Here is a 19098-nt window from a genome sequence, read left to right as displayed (position 1 = left end):
CTTACCTTATTTTATTATATACACTATGTTCAACGCCAACTTGGGCAGAACAAGAAACTTGTTGTCGGAACCAAGGTAGGTGCCGCACTTAGGGGAGTAGTACCTGTCAGACCAGGTATAGCCGAGGTCGAGACCCGCCTCAGCCTCAAGACTCCAATGGGGAGAGAGTATCCACGAATAACCGTAGGATGCACCTATGGCGGCAAGGTCGCCCTGTCGGCGCTCACCGTCAACACCACCATAAAGTCCAAAGGGAAACTTGATGTCGCTTACGTTATAATGCACATAAGCTATGTTTGCTCCGAAGTAATGTCCTGAGAATGATTCGCACAACCAGTAGCGAAGTTGTGGGGCAACAAGCAGATGCTTGAGTTTCTTGTTGTCGGAAAAAGACCATGGGTTAAGGGCAACATTTATCCCGGCTGTCCATTTGTTGGATAGCCTTACCTCTATAGCTGCATTGGGAGTTGTGGTGGCGTCATAAAGGATGTTGCTTTTCAAAGCCAAGCCTTGTGCTTTTATGGTTGAAGTGTTACCCATCAACAATAACAACATCAACAATATTACCTTTATCCCTATTGTCTTGCATTTGCTCATTGCATCTGTTTTTAATAATACCTTATTCTGTTCATTTATCATCGACCTCCCAGTAATGGTTTACGGTATGATGCGACAGGTTTATTTGTCGATTAAGTTGCTACGCAACGGTTTTCCTAAATTGACGGTGCAAAGTTACTGAACTTTTTTGTATTGCTGATGATTTCTGCAAAGTTTTTGATGCATTGAAAAAAAAATTGGCGCTTTAGGCAGAAAGAAAGCGCAAATACCAGCGTGAAAGCCGCATGTCAAAGGCGGAAATCATGGTGATAATGATTCTCTTTCATTCATCAGGGTATCGCTGCTTGAAGCATTTTCGTCGAACTCACGTTAATTATGTACAAAGTTATGCGATTATTTGTAAAATCTATCCTTTCTGTCCTTTTTTTTTCATTTTTGCAGCATTTTTAGGCAAAAACGGCGGCCATCGTCGCGTTTTCTGCCATTCCAAGCAGTTTATTTTGAGACCATTTGCACATCGCCCGCTTGCGCAAAAAGTTGCGCAACCCTTGTCCCGACGACCTGCGACATTGGCGCAAATTTGTCGCAGACATCCTCCGTCTTCTTCGCCACACCCTCCGTCCTCTTTGCCGATAGTCTTCAACTTCTTCGCCGCTTCATCCGTCTTGACCGCCATATCCTCCATCTTGCCGCTGCCCCCATTCAGCTTCTCCGCCGCTCCGGCTGTCTTGCTCGCCATTCTGACCCTCCTGTCCGCCACCGCGCCAATCTTGCCCGCTACCAACTATATGTTGATTTCAGGGCATGAAATAATGATTGCAAAGCATGATTTCCTTATTTCGTGCCCCGAAACGACTGTTTCGCGCCTTGCAATTATCCTCAAGAGGGCTGCGGGCGCAATGGCGCTGGTGTCGGCGCAAGGCGTCGCGTACGCGAGCGATAGAGTAATTACTATTAATAGAATATAGTTAAACATATTTAATTTCGCCGTCATCCCTCCGCATCTCTTTTCCCCTCTGCAGCATGGCCGAGATGGCTCTGGCTGCCAGCCTTTGACTCCCGCCCGCATCTCGGGCGTGGTTGTTGTTGGTGAAAGTATAAGTATTTGTAATACAATATGAAGCACGTTACGCAGAATGTGCGCTCTGCCAATCGTCAAGTAGCTGCGCCCGTCTTGCCGACCATCACGCTTGGCATCAAAGTCATCTCTGCGCCCGCCGCGCGCGTGTTTATGATTGTTAACAATCACCGCGCTTGATGTGTTAATTGTTGCAAATGCCCCCAGAGCCATCTCTGCTCCTTTTTTCCATCCCTTCTGTCGTTACCTCTCCATTGCAGGACGATTGAAAAAACACTAAATGCACGTCTGAAATTCATCACGACCTTGGTGGAATTGTGTGCTGTGTACGCACACAGCGATTCCGACCACACAATTTTGCGTTAAAAGCGAAAAAAAGTTCATGAAAATTTGCACGGGAATTATATTTTTTGTTAAATTTGCGGCCATAAAACCAACGTATGCTAAACTCGGACGCGTCCAGGACCAGCCCAACGCAATAAAACCTCATTATAAAAAATTGAAGAATTAGCACTAAACGTCTATTCTTATATGTCTAACTTAAAATAATAATGTTCAACGCTATGAATGAAAAGCAATTGTTAAGATTGTGCTTTTCTGCAGCCTTGTGCATGGGTACTCTGAGTGTCAGTGCCGCTTCTACGGAAGCCACAGGCAGCTCCTACTCTGTACAGCAGGCTAATGTAAAGCAGGTTAGCGGACAGGTACTCGACGAGAACGGCGAGCCCATCATCGGAGCAACCGTTACCTTGAAGGGAACCAAGACCGCAGTGCCAACCGACGTAGATGGTAACTTCTCATTGAAGGCTCCAGCAGGTAGTAAACTTGTCATTACCTATCTGGGTTACTCCACCGTAGAAGTCAATGCCGGTGAAGGCATCAAAGTAACCATGAAGCCCGATACCGAGGTGCTGAATGAAGTTGTGGTAACAGCTCTGGGTATCAAGAAAGAAGCCAAATCACTTTCGTACAACGTACAGCAGCTTGGCGGAGATGCTGTAACAAAAGTCAAGGATGCCAACTTTGTCAACTCTCTCAATGGTAAAGTAGCCGGTGTCCAGTTTACTACTGGTTCTGCCGGCGTCGGCGGTTCTACCCGTGTCGTTATGCGTGGTGCCAAGTCACTCACCGGCAACAACGGCGTACTCTATGTCATCGACGGTATACCCATGAATGACCTCAAGGGTAGCCAGCCCGAGGGAATCTTCGAGGGTGCCGGCCAGACAGGTGATGCCGTGTCTACCATGAACCCCGATGACATCGAGAGCATCAACGTGCTCACCGGTCCTTCGGCTGCCGCCCTCTATGGTGCCAACGCCGCCAACGGTGTCATCCTCGTTACCACCAAGAAGGGTAAGAAGGGTCATATGGACGTTACCTACAGCGGCAGCTTCCAGTTTTCTGAGCCCTTTGTGATGCACGAGTTCCAGAACCAGTATGGTCCTACCGAGGCCAACTCCTACTTCAGCTGGGGTAGCAAGCTCGCCACTCCTTCAAGCTATAGCCCTAAAGATTTCTTCCAGACCGGTACCAACATCTCTAATAATGTAAGCCTCTCTGTAGGTTCTGACCACAACCAGACCTATCTCTCTTTGGGTTCGACCAATGCCCAGGGCATCATCCACAGCAATGACCTGGACCGTTACAATGTAGCTTTCCGCAACACCACAACTGCATTGAACGACAAGCTGACCATCGACTTCAGCTATATGCTCTCTACCGCCAAGGAGCAGAACATGCTGTCACAGGGACAGTATCACAACCCGCTGGTTGCCGTCTACCTCTTCCCCGCAGGCGACGACTTCAGCAAGCTCGGCTACTATGAGCGCTATGATACCAACCGCAACTTCCCAGTACAGTACTGGCCCTACGCCAACGATATGAGTATGGAGAACCCCTACTGGCAGACTGAGCGCGAGCGCTATATCAACCACAAGACCCGCAATCAGATCTCGCTCTCTCTCAACTACAAGATCAACAGCTGGCTCGACGTGACCGGTCGTGTGAAGTACGACAACAGCCACAACCGCTCCGAGTACAAGTTCTTCGCTTCTACCAACCAGTTGTATGCCTCTAAGTATGGCGCATACAAGAATCTGACCGAAGACTATACCACACTCTACGCCGAGGCATTCCTCAAGGCCAACAAGTATTTCTGCAATGAGACATGGAATGTGTCTGGTGTGCTGGGTACCAATTATACCCAGAACGACTACAAGCCTTTCGGTTTTGAGGGCCATCTGCTGGGTACCCCCAATATCTTCACCTTTGAAAACGTGAAGACCAGCGATGCCACCTTCAAGAAATATCAGGATGCCGGCTACCGTACCCGTCTGGAGAGCGTATTCGCTACTGCCCAGGTAGGCTACAAGGGTATGGCTTATGTAGACCTCACCGCCCGCAATGACTGGTCATCCAAGCTCGAAGACAATTTCTTCTACTGGTCTGCCGGTATCTCTGGCATCTGGACCGACATCTTCCCTGTCATCAAGAGCAACAAGTGGCTCAACTACTTCAAGACCCGCCTCTCTTATGCTGAGGTAGGTAATGAGCCTAACAATCCTTATCTCAAGCGCGGCGGTTACACCATCAACCCCACTACCGGTCGCCCTGAGACCACTACCGTCTTCTATGATGACCTCAAGCCCGAGCGCACCAAGTCTTGGGAGTTGGGTCTCGACTTCGTCCTCTTCCAGAACAAGTTGAAGGTCAACGCCACTCTCTATAAGTCGGCTACCTATGACCAGTTCTTCAACGTGCCTATGTCTTCATCTACCGGTTATACCAGCATCTGGACCAACGGTGGCCGCGTAGACAACAAGGGTATCGAACTCTCTGCCCGCTTCAGCCAGCCACTCGGCCCCGTAGACTGGGAGACCTATATGACCTGGACTCTCAACCGCAACGAAATCAAGGAGATGCTCCACGGATGGAAGAACCCCATCGACGGCCAGCTCTACGACCTCGACGTGATGTATCCCGCCAGCACTTCAGGTTATCAGAACCGTCTGCAGGTAGGTGGCTCTATGAGCGACATCTGGGTACGCACACTCAAGACCGACGAGCACGGAGCCATCTATGTCGACTCTGACACCAAGACCGTAGAGGCCAGCCCCAACGGCAACCAGTATTATGCTTATGCCGGCAAGGCCACACCTAACTACAACCTCTCTTGGGGCAATAGCTTCAGCTGGAAGGGTCTCAACCTCAGCTTCCTCTTCACTTACCGCAATGGTGGCGTGGTAGTCTCTGAGACACAGGCCATCCTCGACTACTATGGCGCTTCCAAGGCTTCTCAGGATGCCCGCAACAACGGTGGTGCTATCGTCAATGGCAAGCCCATCCCCGCTCAGGCTTACTATCAGGTAGTGGGTAACCCCACCAAGACCATCGATGCCATGTACACCTACAGCGCTACCAACCTGCGTCTGCAGGAACTGAGCCTCGGCTATGATGTGCCAATCACCAAGTATGTCAACTGGATCAAGGGTCTCAACCTCTCATTTGTAGCCCACAACCTGTGGATGCTCTACAACAAGGCTCCATTTGATCCTGAACTTACATCCAACACAGGAACCTACTATCAGGGCGTAGACTACTTCATGCAGCCAAGCCTCCGCAACTTAGGTTTCTCTGTTAAAGTTAAATTCTAACAAGGAGATAATACACTATGAAATCAATCATCAAATATACATTGATAGGAGCCTTTACCATGAGCTTGGCTACAGCATGTACCAACTCGTTTGAGGATATCAATACCAATCCCAATGAGGCTCACGACAAAGATATGGAGAAAGACAACCTGAGCACAGGTGCCTTCTTCACCCAGATGCAGAACAATGTGGTGCTCTACAAGGACGGTGCCGGCAACGAGTCTTCTGACTATCAGGTCTGTCAGGGTCTCTCTCATGACCTCTATTCAGGCTATATCGGTCCGACCGGTACCTGGGCCAGCGGCTCTCACAACGGTACTTACAAGATGACATGGTATGAGCAGATGTTTACCAAGCCATTCTCTCGCGTCATGCCCGCATGGCAGAGTCTGGTAAAGGCAGCCGAGAAGGGCAACCAGCCCGAAATCAAGGCTCTGGCAGACATCATCAAGGTTGAGGCTATGCACCGTGTCACCGACACCTATGGCCCTATACCTTATATCAATTATGGTAGCGGTTCGCTGGGAACTGCCTTCGACAGCCAGCAGGAAGTGTACAAGAAGTTCTTTGCCGAGCTCGACGATGCCATCGACGTGCTCACTCCTCTGGCCAGCGCCGGTGCTACTCTGATGCAGGACTACGACAATGTCTATGACGGCAGTGTCAAGAACTGGGTCAAGTTTGCCAACACTCTGCGTCTGCGTCTTGCTATCCGTGTGGCTTATGCCGATGCAGCCCTCGCCAGAACCGAGGCTGAAAAATCCATCAACAATGTCATCGGCGTCATCGAGGCTGTAGACGAACACGCCGAACTGCTCCACAGCAAGCTCAACTACTATCATCCCAACTATGATATGCAGGAGACCTTCAATGCCGGTGAAATCCGTATGAGTGCAGCCATGGACTCTTACATGAACGGTTACAACGACCCCCGTCGTACCGCCTACTTCAAGACTGCTGCCGACGACGGTGGCTATCATGGTGTGCGCTGTGGTACGGGCAACATCAGCTCTAAGGTCAGTGCCTATGCCGGAGCCAAGATTTCCAAGCTCAATATCGACAAGACCACAACTCCTATCGTGTGGATGACAGCTGCCGAGAGCTACTTCCTCCGTGCCGAGGGCGCTCTGCGTGGCTGGAACATGGGTGGTACAGCCCAGCACTTCTATGAGGCTGGTGTGAAAATCTCTTTCCAGGAGGCTGGCGTCTCTGGCGCTGACAACTATCTCGCCAACGACGAACTGACTCCCGCTGCCTATGAAGACAAGACCGGCGACGGCAACGATGCCGCTTCTCCCAGTTCTATCACCATCGCTTGGGACGAGAGCGCTGGCTTTGAGAAGAACCTCGAGCGCATCATCACCCAGAAGTGGATAGCTATGTATCCCGATGGCCCTGAAGGATGGTCTGAATTCCGTCGTACAGGTTATCCCAAGCTGTTCCCCGTGGTACGCAATGACAGCAATGGCAAGATAAGCACCAGCGTACAGATACGCCGACTGCCTTATCCACAGTCAGAGTACACCACCAACAGCGCTGCTGTCAACTCAGCAGTAAGCGTACTCAACGGCGAGTCTAACAATGGTACCGGCGACAACGGTGGCACCACTCTCTGGTGGGACAAGAAGTCACATTAATATTAATAATGTATATTAAAGATAGAACCAATATGAAATTCAGAATATTTTTCAGCGCTGCCGTAGTAGCCTCTATGGTGTTTGGGGGTCTCACAAGCTGTGATACCGACACCGAGGCCAATACCGTTCAGGGTTTGAAGACCTATGACGAGCAATATTACAAGAATCTCCGTGCGTACAAGAAGAGCGACCACGAGATCTGCTATGTTTACTATCAGAACTGGGCACCTCTCGAGGGTGTGGAAGGTAGCAAGGACCCCGCCTCTTGGGGCGAGCGTCTCGTCGGACTGCCCGACTCGCTCGATATCTGCAACCTCTGGATAGGTATTCCTACCCCAGAGACCCATCCTGTGGCTTACGCTGATATGCGCTACTGCCAGGAGAAACTGGGTACACGCTTTGTGTTCCATGCCGATGCCTCTAACTGGAACCACGCCGTGTGGTATCGTGACGAGAATATGAATGTAGACCAGAACACCATCGTAGACCTGCGTGAAGACCGTAGCGAGGAAGCTCTGCGTGCCTATGCCCGATGGGCTGTCGATACCGTGGTAAAATGTGGTCTCGATGGCGTAGACTTCGACTACGAGGGATGGGACAGCAACTCTATGTACATCGTTGCCGATGAGTGCAACAAGTATTTCGGTCCCGAAGGCAAGTGGGCAGAGAAGCTGTTCATGATAGACTATTTCGGTAGGTCCCCCGGTGACAACTGCGAACCCTATTGCGACTACCTCATCAAGCAGGCATATAGCGGCCAGGGTGCTACCGGCATGGGCGCTCCCGCTGGCTGGCCCGAGGAGAAGCACCTCTACATCGAGGCGTTTCATCAGAAACCCGACGGTGGCATGATTTGGAACTATGCCCGCTGGGAGCCCGCAAAGGGTCATAAGGGCGGTGTAGGTAGCTACTCTACCCGTTTCAACTACAACCAGTCTAAGAACGGACAGCCCTATCAGGCTCTGCGTGAGGCCATTCAGATTATGAATCCCGCGTTGAATAAATAAACGTATCAACACTACAATAAACAGAAACAATAATGAATATCAAGTATAGTTTAATGTCGGCAGCCCTGCTGCTCATGGCAGGCGGTACAGTACTGACCGGCTGTAATGCTGAGGGCGACGACTTCGATTATGGCAAGAACGGACTTCTGGTAGTAGGTACCGAGGTTACTCCCGTTCAGAAATTTGTGGTTGAGGATACCCCTTCTTCGTATCCTATCTCTATCCAGGCAACCAGCAAGGTAGAAAGTGATGTTAAGGTTTCACTCGCCATCGATACTGCATTGGTATCGCAGTACAACCTTAAGAATGGTAGCTCTTACTATGGCATACCATTGGACTGTGTAGAACTCGAGAACAGCGAGGTAACCATCAAGGCTGGTAGCGCTGTATCTACAGCCACTGCTGTCAAGGTGGTAAGCACCGAGTCATTTGTCGAGGGACGCAGCTACATGATTCCTGTTACCATCAAGGCCGTATCTGGTGGCAATCTGGATGTCGTTGAGGCTTCGCGCACTCTCTTCATCCGCATCTCACGTGTGCTCAACTTCCACCATATGTCATACACCTCTACCGCTTCATCCAACTTCATCTTTGATGAGAGCAAGAAGGTAGACCTGGGCAACTACACCATCCAGTTCAAGTTCTATGCCAACGGCTTCGGATATGCCGGTAACATCCAGCGTGTGCTGGCTATCGAGGGTGCCAATGAGGAAATGGCCAATATGTTCCGCTTTGGTGAGTCTGGTTCTGCTGGTGGCGACATCCTCCAGTGGATTTATCCCGGTGGCGGTATGTTCTCTACCACTCACTTTGCTGCCCGTCGCTGGTATCTCGTGACCTGTACCTACAACGGCTCCGACTTCAATATGTATGTAGATGACAACCCCTCACCCGATGCCAATGCGTCTGTATCAGGCAAGTCTACTCCCTTCCAGCGTTTCGAGCTGGGTATGTCTTGGGGTAACTACTATGCCAGCCAGTACTTCAGCGGTCGTCTGGCTGAGATTCGTCTGTGGAACAAGGCCCTCTCTCCCAGCACCATCGCTACCACTCTCTGTGGCGTAGACCCCAACTCTGATGGTCTCGTGGCTTACTGGAAGATGAACCAGACAGAGGGCTATGTCATCAAGGACGTTTCTAACCACGGTTATGACATGGACTGGAAGAATACCGTGCGCGACAAGAACGAGAGCGGTAATCTCTCAGCTACAACCGATGCTTATCAGGGTATCTCTTGGGGCATAGACGAAAACAACAAGTGTTCTGAGTAATCAAAGGAGGATAGTAACAATGAAAAATATAATCAAATCAGCAGCCCTCGGTGTCTTGGCAGTAGCCGGCATCACGATGGCATCATGCTCGAGCGACACCGTATATGACGTGGTGGGCAATCCCAACAACCTCGTTTACTTCAAGGCTAACGCCAACAATACCTTTACAGGTACGGTTGCTCATACTCCGGTAGGTGACTTCGGTTCGCTCAAGGGCGAATTCCCTGTAAAAGTGCAGCGTGCCCCAAGCCAGAATTGCAAGGTATATGTAGTCTCAGATCCCAGCCTGGTTGAAGCCTACAATGCCGAGCATAACACTTCTTATGTTGCTCTTCCCGAGTCTGCCGTTACATTCGAGAACCAGAACGTCACGGTAGAAGCAGGAAAGACGGATGCAAGCGATACCGTGAAGGTAACTCTCAATGAGAGTGCTCTGGCTTCGCTCACCGAGAAGGCCTATATGATGGCTGTCAAGATAGGTTCTGCCGAGGGAGAACTTAAGGGCAGCGAGGAGCGTGGCGTAGGTTATCTCATCGTGAACACAGAGACCAAACTCGTCAAGGATATTTCTTCTAAAGATGACGTTGTAGGAACTCTCCTTACTGATTATACTGGTTGGAATGTTAAGTATGACAGCGGTGTAGATATTACCGCCAGCGAACTCTTTGATGGTGACCTGACCAATGGCGCTGGTCTCCGTGCCGACGGCAATGATGGCAAGACCAAGGTAGTCATCGTGGATATGGGCGGCAATAAGTCTGTCAGCGGTTTCCGATTCTCACGCTACTACAAGTCCTGGTATGGCGGATGGTGGTATGATGAGTACTATTTCTCTGCTGTCAAGATTGAGTTGAGCAAAGATGGTGTCAACTGGGATGAGGCTGGTACCGTCACAGAGAGCGAAATGCCCAAGAACGGAGGTTACCAGTACTGTTCGTTCTATGGTGGTGTGTCAGCACGCTACATACGCCTCTCTATTGAGAGTGGCTCTTCTTCAGTATCAAGTCTTGCCGAATTAGGCGTATATGTAGCCAACTGATAGATAAGCAAGAATACACCTAACGGGCTAATGACCGTAGGGGTTCAATATTAAGGGGTGCCTGGTCGATATGAAGACCAGGCACCCCTTTTATCAATGTCTCTCTGATTGTTCTGATTGTTGCTGCTGCAACTGTTACTACCACCCAACCAGCAGCCCTCTATGGGCGCTTGAGTATCACTTTGCCTTTGTAGACTGTGTCGGCGGCGCTGTCGAGGTCGTCCAGCAGCTGTGCCTTGGCGGCGGGATAGGTGCCGCGGTGCAGGATGAGGGTGTTGGTCTGCTTGACGGTGCGCCCCTCTACGCTTACGGTCGATGTGAAGGAGCCTATCTCGTTGCTTATGCTTACCGGCTTGGGCGTGGCTTCTAACATACATCCCTCGGGCAGCGTCATCTCGATAATCTCCACGTTCTTGAAGCCTTGGTCTATGTAGATCTCGTGCTTGCGGTCGCGCGCTATGTGGCTCGGGACAAAGTTGCTGTGCAGCGGGTTGATGGTGGCAAAGAGGCGGGCACGCGTGCTGGTGGCTATCTGCACCTGGTCGGCCTCGACCGAGGCTGAGATGAGGGGCAGGAGACCACGCCCGCCCTCGCCCTTGCGGTAGCCCATCCTCGCCACAGCCCGCTTTATGTTGCCAAAGGGCAGACTGTAAGCTCTCGCAGCCGCATTGATGCAGTCTTTCTCGCTCTTCTTGAGCCAGCCATAGAGCCTGGTGTAGCGATGACAGCTATAGCTGTCGATGATGTTTATGCTGCCGGTGCCGTCGGGGCGGAAAACGGTCTTTACCTTGGTAGTGCGCAGATTGAGCGTATCGGCATAGTCGGGCAGGATGACCCTGTGTCCGCCCTTGTCGCTTATCTCTACCGCCTCGTGCCCCGCTATGTCGTCGTGGGTATAGCCCAGAGGTATCTCTGGGTTGGTACACTCCATCCATATCACCCCTTTGGAGGTGGGCACCTTGAGGATGACGTGGTTGAGCTGCTGGAAGTTGGGCAGGTCGATGAGCCTGTCATACTTGGTGCTGATGAGCGTATAGGTCGAAGCCACGCCCGCTTCTGCCAGCATGGCCTTCATCAGATTGGTCAGTGCCTTGCAGTCGCCGAAGCCTTTGCGCCACACAAACTCGGCAGCCAGCGGGCGGTAGCCGCCTATACCCAGCTGGATGCTCACATAGCGGGTGTGGCGGCGCAGCAGGTTGTAGAGCACCCTCACCTTGTCCCAGTCGGTGGTACAGGTGTCGGTGAGCTCGTGCACCTTGGCCCGGGCGTCGTCGGGCAGCACGTCCATGCCCTGGCAGAGGCTGTTGATCCACAGTCCAAACTCTTCCCACGACTTCATGCTGCCCTGTGTGCCGTAATAATCAAGTCTTTCTGGCACGAAGAGCACTTTGGGAATCTGCTGCAGCAGCGGTTTGCTGAACTCCTCATAGACCACCTCTCCCTGGTTGGCGAGCGTGAAAGTCCAGCGTTTCTTCCCCTTGGGCGTGGTGCTCTCCACGGGCTTCATGTCGGTGTCCATAGCCACATAGCGCAGGTTCATCGATGCCGGGAAGTCTATCATGTAGGTAGCCTCCTTGACCTCGGTGTCATAGGCGGGTATGGGCAAGAAGGGCGGATAGCTTATGGTGTTGTCCGTGCGGTGGTAGGTCACATCGGTGGTCACCACGATGGGGTAGAGAGGCAGGTCTATGCTCAGTTCCACGCTCTTCAGGTCGGTGACCATGTCTCCCGAGTACTCCGAATACTTCAGGTCTCCGGCTTTGTATTTCTTGTTGAACTTGCTGTTTACCCCTTCGACCACGCAGGCGAAGCGTTCAATCTTCTCCGACTTGTCGAGCGTGGTGTAGAAGTTGGCCAGCTGGCTCATGGTCTCCTTGTATATCACCACCTCGGTGTGCTCGGTCATGCGGTATTCGCTCTGCGAGATTACGTCGATGTGCACTGTCTGCTTGCGTATCTGTGCTGTGGGTTCTGCCCATGCCGCGGCAGCCCATGCCGTGACTGCGGCGATAAGCGTGATGATTCTCATGGCTTCTTCTTTAGTACTATGAGGTCTTTGCTACGCTCCACGATGTTGGCGAAGAATGTCTTCACCTCGTCGTAGCGGTTGTTGGCAAAGAATACCTTGTTGATTTTGAAGATGGTGTTACACTTGATGACATTGTTGGCTACACCGCAGACGATGCGTGCCGTTATCTCGCGCCCTTGGGTAGCGATGTTCACGCTCTTGGGCAGTTCCTCTACCTCCCAACCCTCGGGGATGGTGATGGTGTAGAGGCTGCGCTCGGTATGGATGAATGGAAACTCTATGGGCATCTGGCGGGTGGCGTCGGTGAACGGGTTGCTCTTGACCATGGGGTAGATGATGGGCGAGATGTAGATGTGGTCGTCTGTGGCTTCACCCTTGCGGGTAAAGGTGTAGTCCTCGCTCGCCTCGTCGCCAAACTCCTTGGCGTCGGTGGTCTTGTAGTCGGCTATACTGATGTTGAAGTCTTCCTCCTTGTCGGTCACATATTCCTTCTCGTCCTTGGCTTGCGCATAGTGGGAGCGGAACATATAGGCACCCGTACCTCGGTGTACGGCCTTGACCTTGCCCTTGAGTTCGCCGTTGACGTCTATCGCTGCCGTCACTACATTGCTTTCGGTGTCTTTGCCTATGAGCTGCAGGTCTACCCACTTCTCGCCCTCTTGCTTGCTCAGGATGCGCGCCTTGTTGACATACAGAGAGGGAGTGAACGCGTTGAGGAAGCCTTTCTCCGACGAGGCGTCGGCATACATCATCTTGCCTTCGCCCATGGGTATTCCCACCACAAAGGTGTTGAGCTTGTCCATGCTGGGGTAGGTCACGGGCAGCGTGCCGGTGTTGCGTAGGCGCATCACCACGGGCACCGCCTCGATGCCGGCGTCGCGCAGCATGTTGACCATTATCAGGTTGATGTCGGCGTTGGAGCCTGTGCCCGCCTTGGCGGTCTTCGCCATCGACTGTGGGCTCAACTCGAACGTCTCGTTCCACTTGAGGTGGCTGAAGAGCAGTCGCAGCACCGCTGCAGCACGTTGCTCCGTGTCGGCTATCTTGTCTATGCCCTTCTCCTTGATTTCGTCACAGTAGGGGCTTTTGCTTCCAAACTTGCTTCCAAACCAGTCGGCCTTGTGCAGCATCTCGTCTATGCGCTCCCAGGTCTCTCCGAAGTCCTTGTAGCCCACATAGGGGAAGTTGGTGGCTGTGAGCTCGGCGGTGATGCGGGCGATGTAGTCTCTCTTGCACCACACGTAGTCGTCGCCTTTGGCGGCAGGCATGTTGTTGCCCACATAGACATAGTTCTTGCTGGTGGTCTGTATCACGTCTCTGCGCTCTACGAGCCCATCGCCCAGGATGGGCTGCAGCAGTCCGGGTCCGCGCAGTTCATACCTGAACAGCAGCCACTCGGGAATGATGGATGTATATCTTGCGTGTACCACGGGGATGGGTTGTTGGGCGTTCCAGTCGTCCATCTGGTAGTAGAGGTCGCTGCTCACGTTGTATTCGTACTCGATGACCGACCCTACCTTGGCCTGGGGGATGGTAAACTTGACGCGGTCGTGGTATTCGTCGATCTTCTCGGTGAATATCATGTCGCTCTTCATCTTGGTCTTGACCACCTTGCCGTTCTCGAGGTTAACGGCGACTGCCTTGATGCCGAAAATCTTCTCATGGCCCTTGGCGCCCTGGCTGTTGTAGAGCACGTGGTCTACGTTGGCATAGTCCTTGCCGGCGTCCTTGAGTATCTTGATGCGGAAGCGGTTGGTGGTGACTTCGGTGATGTCGCCGCCGTCGAGGCGAAAGCCCACATCGCGCAGGTTGAGCAGCACCACGGCTGCCGCCGATGAGTCTTTGTCGTAGGTGGTCATCTTCAGTTCTTCCATGGTGGGTTCGCCGAATTTGAACTTGGGCAGGCTCTGGCCCCAGGCAGCCACCGACATCAACAGGGCGGCTGTGAGCATGATGATTACAGGTTTTCTGGTCATAGTAGAATGATTTGCGTTAGATGATATTTTGCAAAGATAGTGCAAACCGAACGCCATAAGCTCGCTTAATGGCCGAGGTGCAGCCTATCTTATGCAAAGATAGTGCAAACCGAACGCCATAAGCTCGCTTAATGGCCGAGGTGCAGCCTATCTTATGCAAAGATAGTGCAAACCGTCGTACCGACCAAGCCCATGGCGATATTTCTTACGTTTTTGCTCGATTTTTGTTGACATTCTGTCGGTGAGGGCAGGGCTGTGGCAGTCCATCTGTGCATCCCGGAAGAAAAAGGACTGATTTCCTTTTGTTCTTCACGCCGTTTGTGCTAACTTTGTAGCATAAAACCTAAAGATATGAAGATAAGTATAAAGAAAGCATTGGTCTGCTGCCTGTTGTTTGCCGGCGCTACGGCTATGGCACAGCAGCCCGCCATCATTCCCGTACCCGACCAGATGACGGTGGGCACAGGAGCGTGGACCATCAAGAAGAGTGCAACCATCGGTTGCGACAATGCACAGCTGCGGCCTGCCGCCGAGTATCTCAGCCAGATGCTCAGCCGCGCCACGGGCTATCGCTTTGCCGTCAAAAATGGCAAGGGCGACATCCGCCTTACCCTTGCCAATGAGGGCAATGCCGGTGCCTATCGCCTCAGCGTCACCGGCAAGGGAGTGACCATCGAGGGCGACACCTACCGTGGCGTCATCAACGCCATAGCCACCCTGCGCCAGCTGCTGCCCGACGACATCGAGTCACAGCAGGTGGTGGCACGCACGTGGACGGTGCCCTGTGTGACCATCACCGACGCGCCACGCTTCGAGTGGCGTGGCATGGAGCTCGACTGCTCCCGCCACTTCTTTACCGTCGACGAGGTCTACAAGCTGCTTGACGTGCTGGCGCTCTACAAGATAGACAAGATGCACTGGCACCTCACCGACGACCAGGGATGGCGCATCGAGATTAAGCGCTATCCACTCCTCACCGAGCGTGGTGCATGGCGCATCTACAACAACCAGGATACCGTGTGCATGAAGCGTGCCGCCGAGGAAGATGCACCCGACCTGCAGGTTCCTGTTGCCCGTACGCGCCGCGATGATAAGGGACGCACCCTCTATGGTGGCTTCTACACCCAGCAGCAGGTGCGCGACATCGTGGCTTATGCCCAGGTGCGTGGCATCGAGATTATCCCCGAGATAGATATGCCCGGCCACAGCCTGATGGCCATCGACAACTACGACGGACTGTCGTGCTTCAAGCAGACGGGATGGGGCAAGCTCTTCACCACGCCTATGTGCCCGGGCAAGGACACCATGCTCGAGTTCTGCAAGAACGTGTGGAGCGAGGTCTTCGACCTCTTTCCATCGCGCTACGTACACATCGGCGGCGACGAGGTCGACATGAAAAACTGGAAGACCTGCCCCGACTGCCAGAAGCGTATGAAGGACCATCACCTCACGACCGAGCCACAGCTGCAGGCATGGTTCAACCACTATATGGAGGACTTCTTCACCGCCCACGGCAAGACCATGATAGGCTGGGACGAGATTATCGCCGGCGGACTCACCGCCAACTCGGCCGTGATGTGGTGGCGCTCATGGGCTGCCGACTCGCCCAAGCAGACCACCTCGCATGGCAATGCGCTGATATGCTCGCCCAACTCCGAGTTCTACATCGACTATCAGGAAGACCGCAACTCCATCCCCGCCATCTACCGCTTTGACCCCGTCAAGGGACTCGACGCCAAGGAGCAGCAGCTGGTGCTGGGTGTGCAGGCCAACCTCTGGACCGAATGGGTGCCCACGATGAACCGCGTGTGGTATCAGGCGTTCCCACGTGTGATAGCCACCGCCGAGCTGGGATGGAGCAAGCCCCAGACCATGAATATCGACAACTTCACCAGCCGCCTCGTCGCCCATCTGCCCCGTCTGCAGAAGATGGGTGTCACCTATCGCATACCCGACCTCACTGGCTTCTATAATGTCAATGTCTTCACCGACAAGGGCGTGGTCGATGTCAAGTGTGCCGACCCCTCGGCCACCATACGCTACACCACCGACGGTAGCATACCCGGCGTCAACGCACAGCTCTATGCCGGACCGATGACCATCACCGAGACCACGCATTTCACCTTCCGCACCTTCGGCCCCGACAACCGCAAGGGTGATATGGTGAAGTGCAGCTATGTCAAGGAAGACCTGGCACCGGCTGTGACCGCCGACAGTCTGAAGGAAGGACTGCAGGTGGCATGGCACGACTACGACGGACGCGACTGTGCCGGCATAGACCAGGCTGCGCTCAACGGCACCTATGTTACCACCGGCATCCAGATACCCGCCGAGGCAAAGGGCAATATCGGACTTATCTTCAACGGATATATCGACATCCCCGCCGACGGCATCTATACCTTCGCCCTGCTCTCTGACGACGGCAGCTATCTGAAGATAGACGATACGATGGTAGCAGACAATGATGGCGAGCACAGCCCGCGCGAAATCATCGGCCAGCACGCCATGCGCCGCGGTCTCCACCCCATCTATGCCCGCTACTTCGACCACAACGGTGGTCAGCTGCGTCTGCGCGTCATGGACGACAAAGGCAACGATGTCCAGGTGCGTTTCTGCCACTAAGGCTTACCTTATTATATAGTACAGGCGCCACGTGACGCCCGTTACTACCGACTCCATTGTCCGCAATGCCATCACCCCAGGCATTGCGGATATTTTTTTGATGCCTTGTGGTGAGGGAGGCATGTGGCGTGGTGGTCCCCCGTATTGTGGGCAGCGCCCTACGTTCCCGTTTTGCCAGCCTCCCGATTTCCCCGCGCTCCATCCCCTTCGTGCGGAGGCGTCCTATAGCCATTGTAAACCATGTGTTTGGAAGCACCGTGATTGTCATCGTCGGCTCGTATCATAAGATACGTGACCTCGTGCCTTATGATACGCGGGCTCGTAACAAATGACGCGCGGCCTCGTACCTATTGATACGAGCCACCAACTGTGGTTGGTGCGGCGGTGTGTTTGGTTGGCATGGTGTCGTGTGTGGTTGGTGCGGCGGTGTGTTTGGTTGGCATGGCGGTGAGCGTGGTTGGCGCGGCGATGTGCGTGGTTGGTGCGGCGGTGTGCGTGGTTGATGCGGCGGTGTGCGTGGTTGATGCGGCGGTGTGTTTGGTTGGCGCGGCGGTGTGCGTGGTCGATGCGGCGGTGTAATTGGTTGACAGCCGGAAAGCACCCTGCAGCAACTCTGTAGGAGTTGCGATTTCATAGCCCAGGGTTGCGGGCGAAGCACGCTACCCTGGGTAGCTGCCCCACTAATGTGGCAACGCTGTAAGTGTTGCGATTAGCCGTAGGCGTTACCTCAATTGATATGCTCGCCCTGTACCTTCCTGAAAAAAGTTGAATGGATTTTACATTAACCCGACTATAAGTTGATTGTTTTTTTACTTAACCCTAGTCAAGGTTGAATTTATTCTCTTAACCCTATTGAAAGTTGAGTATTGTCTTTTGATACGGACTCAATCATTTCCAGTGTTTGTGCTGCAAAAGTAGTCGATCCTTCTGACACTTCCAAATTTTCAAGATATTTTTCTCTGTAGCTAGTCCATTTTTTCTGTATTTTGCCCTTGCATAAAGCAGCCTCATGTGGTGTCATATTATTAAGACTCATATGAGGACGCTCGTTGTTATAGAATTCGACGGCTTTATGCATTGCTTTTCTTACTTCGGCTATAGAATGGAATTTGATATCTCTGAACAGTTCATTTTTTAAAGTGTTGTTTATGCGCTCGGCGATTGCGTTGTCCTTAGGGTCACCACTTTCCGTCATGCTAATCTTGATTCCCGCATCAAGCAGCAGCGATGTGTACGCGGCACTGACATATTGCACACCTCTGTCTGAATGATGGATAAGGCCTGTCTTGTCTTCTTCTGCAAGTGTGTCAAATGCTTTTATAAGACATTCTACGCTACACCATGCTTCAAGGCTTTCACCCACATACCATGAAATTATTTCTTTGGTATATGCATCGGTTATGATTGAAACATAGCAGAATATGTATTCGTTGTCATTCAGCCATATTGGCACATAGGTTATGTCTGTTACCCAAACCTGGTTCTTGCGTGTGGGGATGATTTCCTTGACAAGGTTAGGATATGTGGGAAGACCGTGCGCAGAATCGGTTGTGCGTGGTTTCTTGCGTGGCATGCGTACCTGTAGGTTGTTGCGGGCTATGATGTCCATCATTTTGTCACGGCCTACCATGTGTGCGTAATGACTCCCAAAACGGCGGACATAAATCTCGTGCAGCTTCGCACCTCCTATACCCCTGTCGTAGGTGCGTATTTCTCGTACAAACTCCACGACCATCTCTTCTGTCAGGCGCTGTTTCGCCGATGTGTCCTTGTGCTGGTAATAAGCCTGCCAGCTCTTGCCAAACAGCCGACAGAGAAGGCCCATGGTCTGGCCTTTGACCTTCTCTGTGGCAAGCTCCTTTACTGTTTGGCACCAGATTTTTTTCTTATTGGAATGTTGAAGGTTTTCTCGGCGAGGTCTATCATCACGTCCTTGGCATGATTTGACCATTCTGCCATCTTCAATGCTTCCTGGAGCTCCGCGTTCTCGCGTCTGAGGCGTGCGAGTTCTTCTTCCGGAGTCTCCAATCGACTGGCGGTCTTTTGAGGCATAGGCTTGGGATTTAGATTTGAATACTCTTTTGCTCGGGAGCAGACACCTTTAGGCTTACCTACAGGCTGGCTTCCTTCTGCAAAGGTACTAATCCATCTCCAAATAGTCTCACGTCTGATGCCAAAAACTCTTGCTAATTCTGCCTTACTGACTCCATTTACCAGATGTGCGTGCA

Annotated in this window: 14 protein-coding genes and 1 pseudogene; 8 read left to right on the top strand and 7 right to left on the bottom strand. The window is 52.5% G+C overall.

The genetic code is table 11. The features are described 5' to 3' along the window. Positions 1 to 6: 6 nt before the first annotated feature. Positions 7 to 639: a DUF3575 domain-containing protein gene (locus CIK92_RS12965; RefSeq protein ID WP_094389348.1), complete on the bottom strand. Its 633-nt coding sequence runs from the start codon at positions 637 to 639 to the stop codon at positions 7 to 9. A gap of 143 nt (positions 640 to 782) precedes the next feature. Here CIK92_RS12965 and CIK92_RS14155 point away from each other — a divergent pair. Then, positions 783 to 914, top strand: a pseudogene (locus CIK92_RS14155) (IS982 family transposase); the annotation flags it as partial. Positions 915 to 964: 50 nt separating this feature from the next. Here CIK92_RS14155 and CIK92_RS13865 read toward each other — a convergent pair. Continuing rightward, the gene (locus CIK92_RS13865) at positions 965 to 1297 is read right to left on the bottom strand and encodes a hypothetical protein (protein ID WP_158214806.1); all 333 of its coding nucleotides are present in this window, start codon (positions 1295 to 1297) and stop codon (positions 965 to 967) included. Between the two features lie 378 nt (positions 1298 to 1675). Here CIK92_RS13865 and CIK92_RS13860 point away from each other — a divergent pair, with 378 nt between their 5' ends. From CIK92_RS13860 to CIK92_RS12935, 6 genes are all read left to right on the top strand, one after another. Continuing rightward, entirely contained in the window at positions 1676 to 1816 is a 141-nt protein-coding gene (locus CIK92_RS13860; RefSeq protein ID WP_158214805.1) for a hypothetical protein, read from the top strand. A gap of 383 nt (positions 1817 to 2199) precedes the next feature. After that, on the top strand, positions 2200 to 5289 hold the full coding sequence (locus CIK92_RS12955) for a SusC/RagA family TonB-linked outer membrane protein (protein WP_158214804.1): 3090 nt from the start codon (positions 2200 to 2202) through the stop codon (positions 5287 to 5289). A gap of 17 nt (positions 5290 to 5306) precedes the next feature. Further along, entirely contained in the window at positions 5307 to 6926 is a 1620-nt protein-coding gene (locus CIK92_RS12950; protein ID WP_094387073.1) for a RagB/SusD family nutrient uptake outer membrane protein, read from the top strand. A 32-nt stretch (positions 6927 to 6958) separates the two neighbouring features. Further along, a complete protein-coding gene (locus CIK92_RS12945) occupies positions 6959 to 7933 on the top strand; it encodes a glycoside hydrolase family 18 (protein ID WP_254046105.1) in 975 nt (324 codons plus the stop codon). A 32-nt stretch (positions 7934 to 7965) separates the two neighbouring features. Further along, a complete protein-coding gene (locus CIK92_RS12940; RefSeq protein ID WP_094389346.1) occupies positions 7966 to 9204 on the top strand; it encodes a BT_3987 domain-containing protein in 1239 nt (412 codons plus the stop codon). A gap of 19 nt (positions 9205 to 9223) precedes the next feature. Beyond that, entirely contained in the window at positions 9224 to 10243 is a 1020-nt protein-coding gene (locus tag CIK92_RS12935) for a BT_3987 domain-containing protein (RefSeq protein ID WP_094387071.1), read from the top strand. Between the two features lie 160 nt (positions 10244 to 10403). Here CIK92_RS12935 and CIK92_RS12930 read toward each other — a convergent pair whose 3' ends face one another. Both CIK92_RS12930 and CIK92_RS12925 read right to left on the bottom strand, forming a co-directional pair. Beyond that, a complete protein-coding gene (locus CIK92_RS12930) occupies positions 10404 to 12272 on the bottom strand; it encodes a transglutaminase family protein (RefSeq protein WP_094389345.1) in 1869 nt (622 codons plus the stop codon). Further along, positions 12269 to 14248: a DUF3857 domain-containing protein gene (locus tag CIK92_RS12925; protein ID WP_158214803.1), complete on the bottom strand. Its 1980-nt coding sequence runs from the start codon at positions 14246 to 14248 to the stop codon at positions 12269 to 12271. The genes CIK92_RS12930 and CIK92_RS12925 overlap by 4 nt, the downstream gene beginning before the upstream one ends. 351 nt (positions 14249 to 14599) lie before the next feature. Here CIK92_RS12925 and CIK92_RS12920 point away from each other — a divergent pair, with 351 nt between their 5' ends. After that, the gene (locus tag CIK92_RS12920) at positions 14600 to 16870 is read left to right on the top strand and encodes a family 20 glycosylhydrolase (RefSeq protein WP_094389343.1); all 2271 of its coding nucleotides are present in this window, start codon (positions 14600 to 14602) and stop codon (positions 16868 to 16870) included. A gap of 264 nt (positions 16871 to 17134) precedes the next feature. Here the strand turns inward: CIK92_RS12920 and CIK92_RS14265 are convergent, their stop codons facing one another. The 3 genes from CIK92_RS14265 to CIK92_RS12905 form a co-directional block, all read right to left on the bottom strand. Next, on the bottom strand, positions 17135 to 17437 hold the full coding sequence (locus tag CIK92_RS14265; RefSeq protein ID WP_094389351.1) for a hypothetical protein: 303 nt from the start codon (positions 17435 to 17437) through the stop codon (positions 17135 to 17137). Between the two features lie 268 nt (positions 17438 to 17705). Beyond that, a complete protein-coding gene (locus CIK92_RS12910) occupies positions 17706 to 18821 on the bottom strand; it encodes an IS3 family transposase (protein ID WP_254046103.1) in 1116 nt (371 codons plus the stop codon). Further along, positions 18731 to 19098, bottom strand: a 368-nt coding sequence (locus CIK92_RS12905; RefSeq protein WP_094389342.1) for a helix-turn-helix domain-containing protein, incomplete at its 5' end; no start/stop codon positions are given. The genes CIK92_RS12910 and CIK92_RS12905, both read right to left, overlap by 91 nt.

Source organism: Prevotella sp. P4-67 (genome assembly GCF_002251325.1).
Taxonomy (GTDB): Bacteria; Bacteroidota; Bacteroidia; order Bacteroidales; family Bacteroidaceae; genus Prevotella.
The sequence above is the reverse complement of the archived record's forward strand: the minus strand, read 5'-3'. Positions and strand labels throughout refer to the sequence as shown.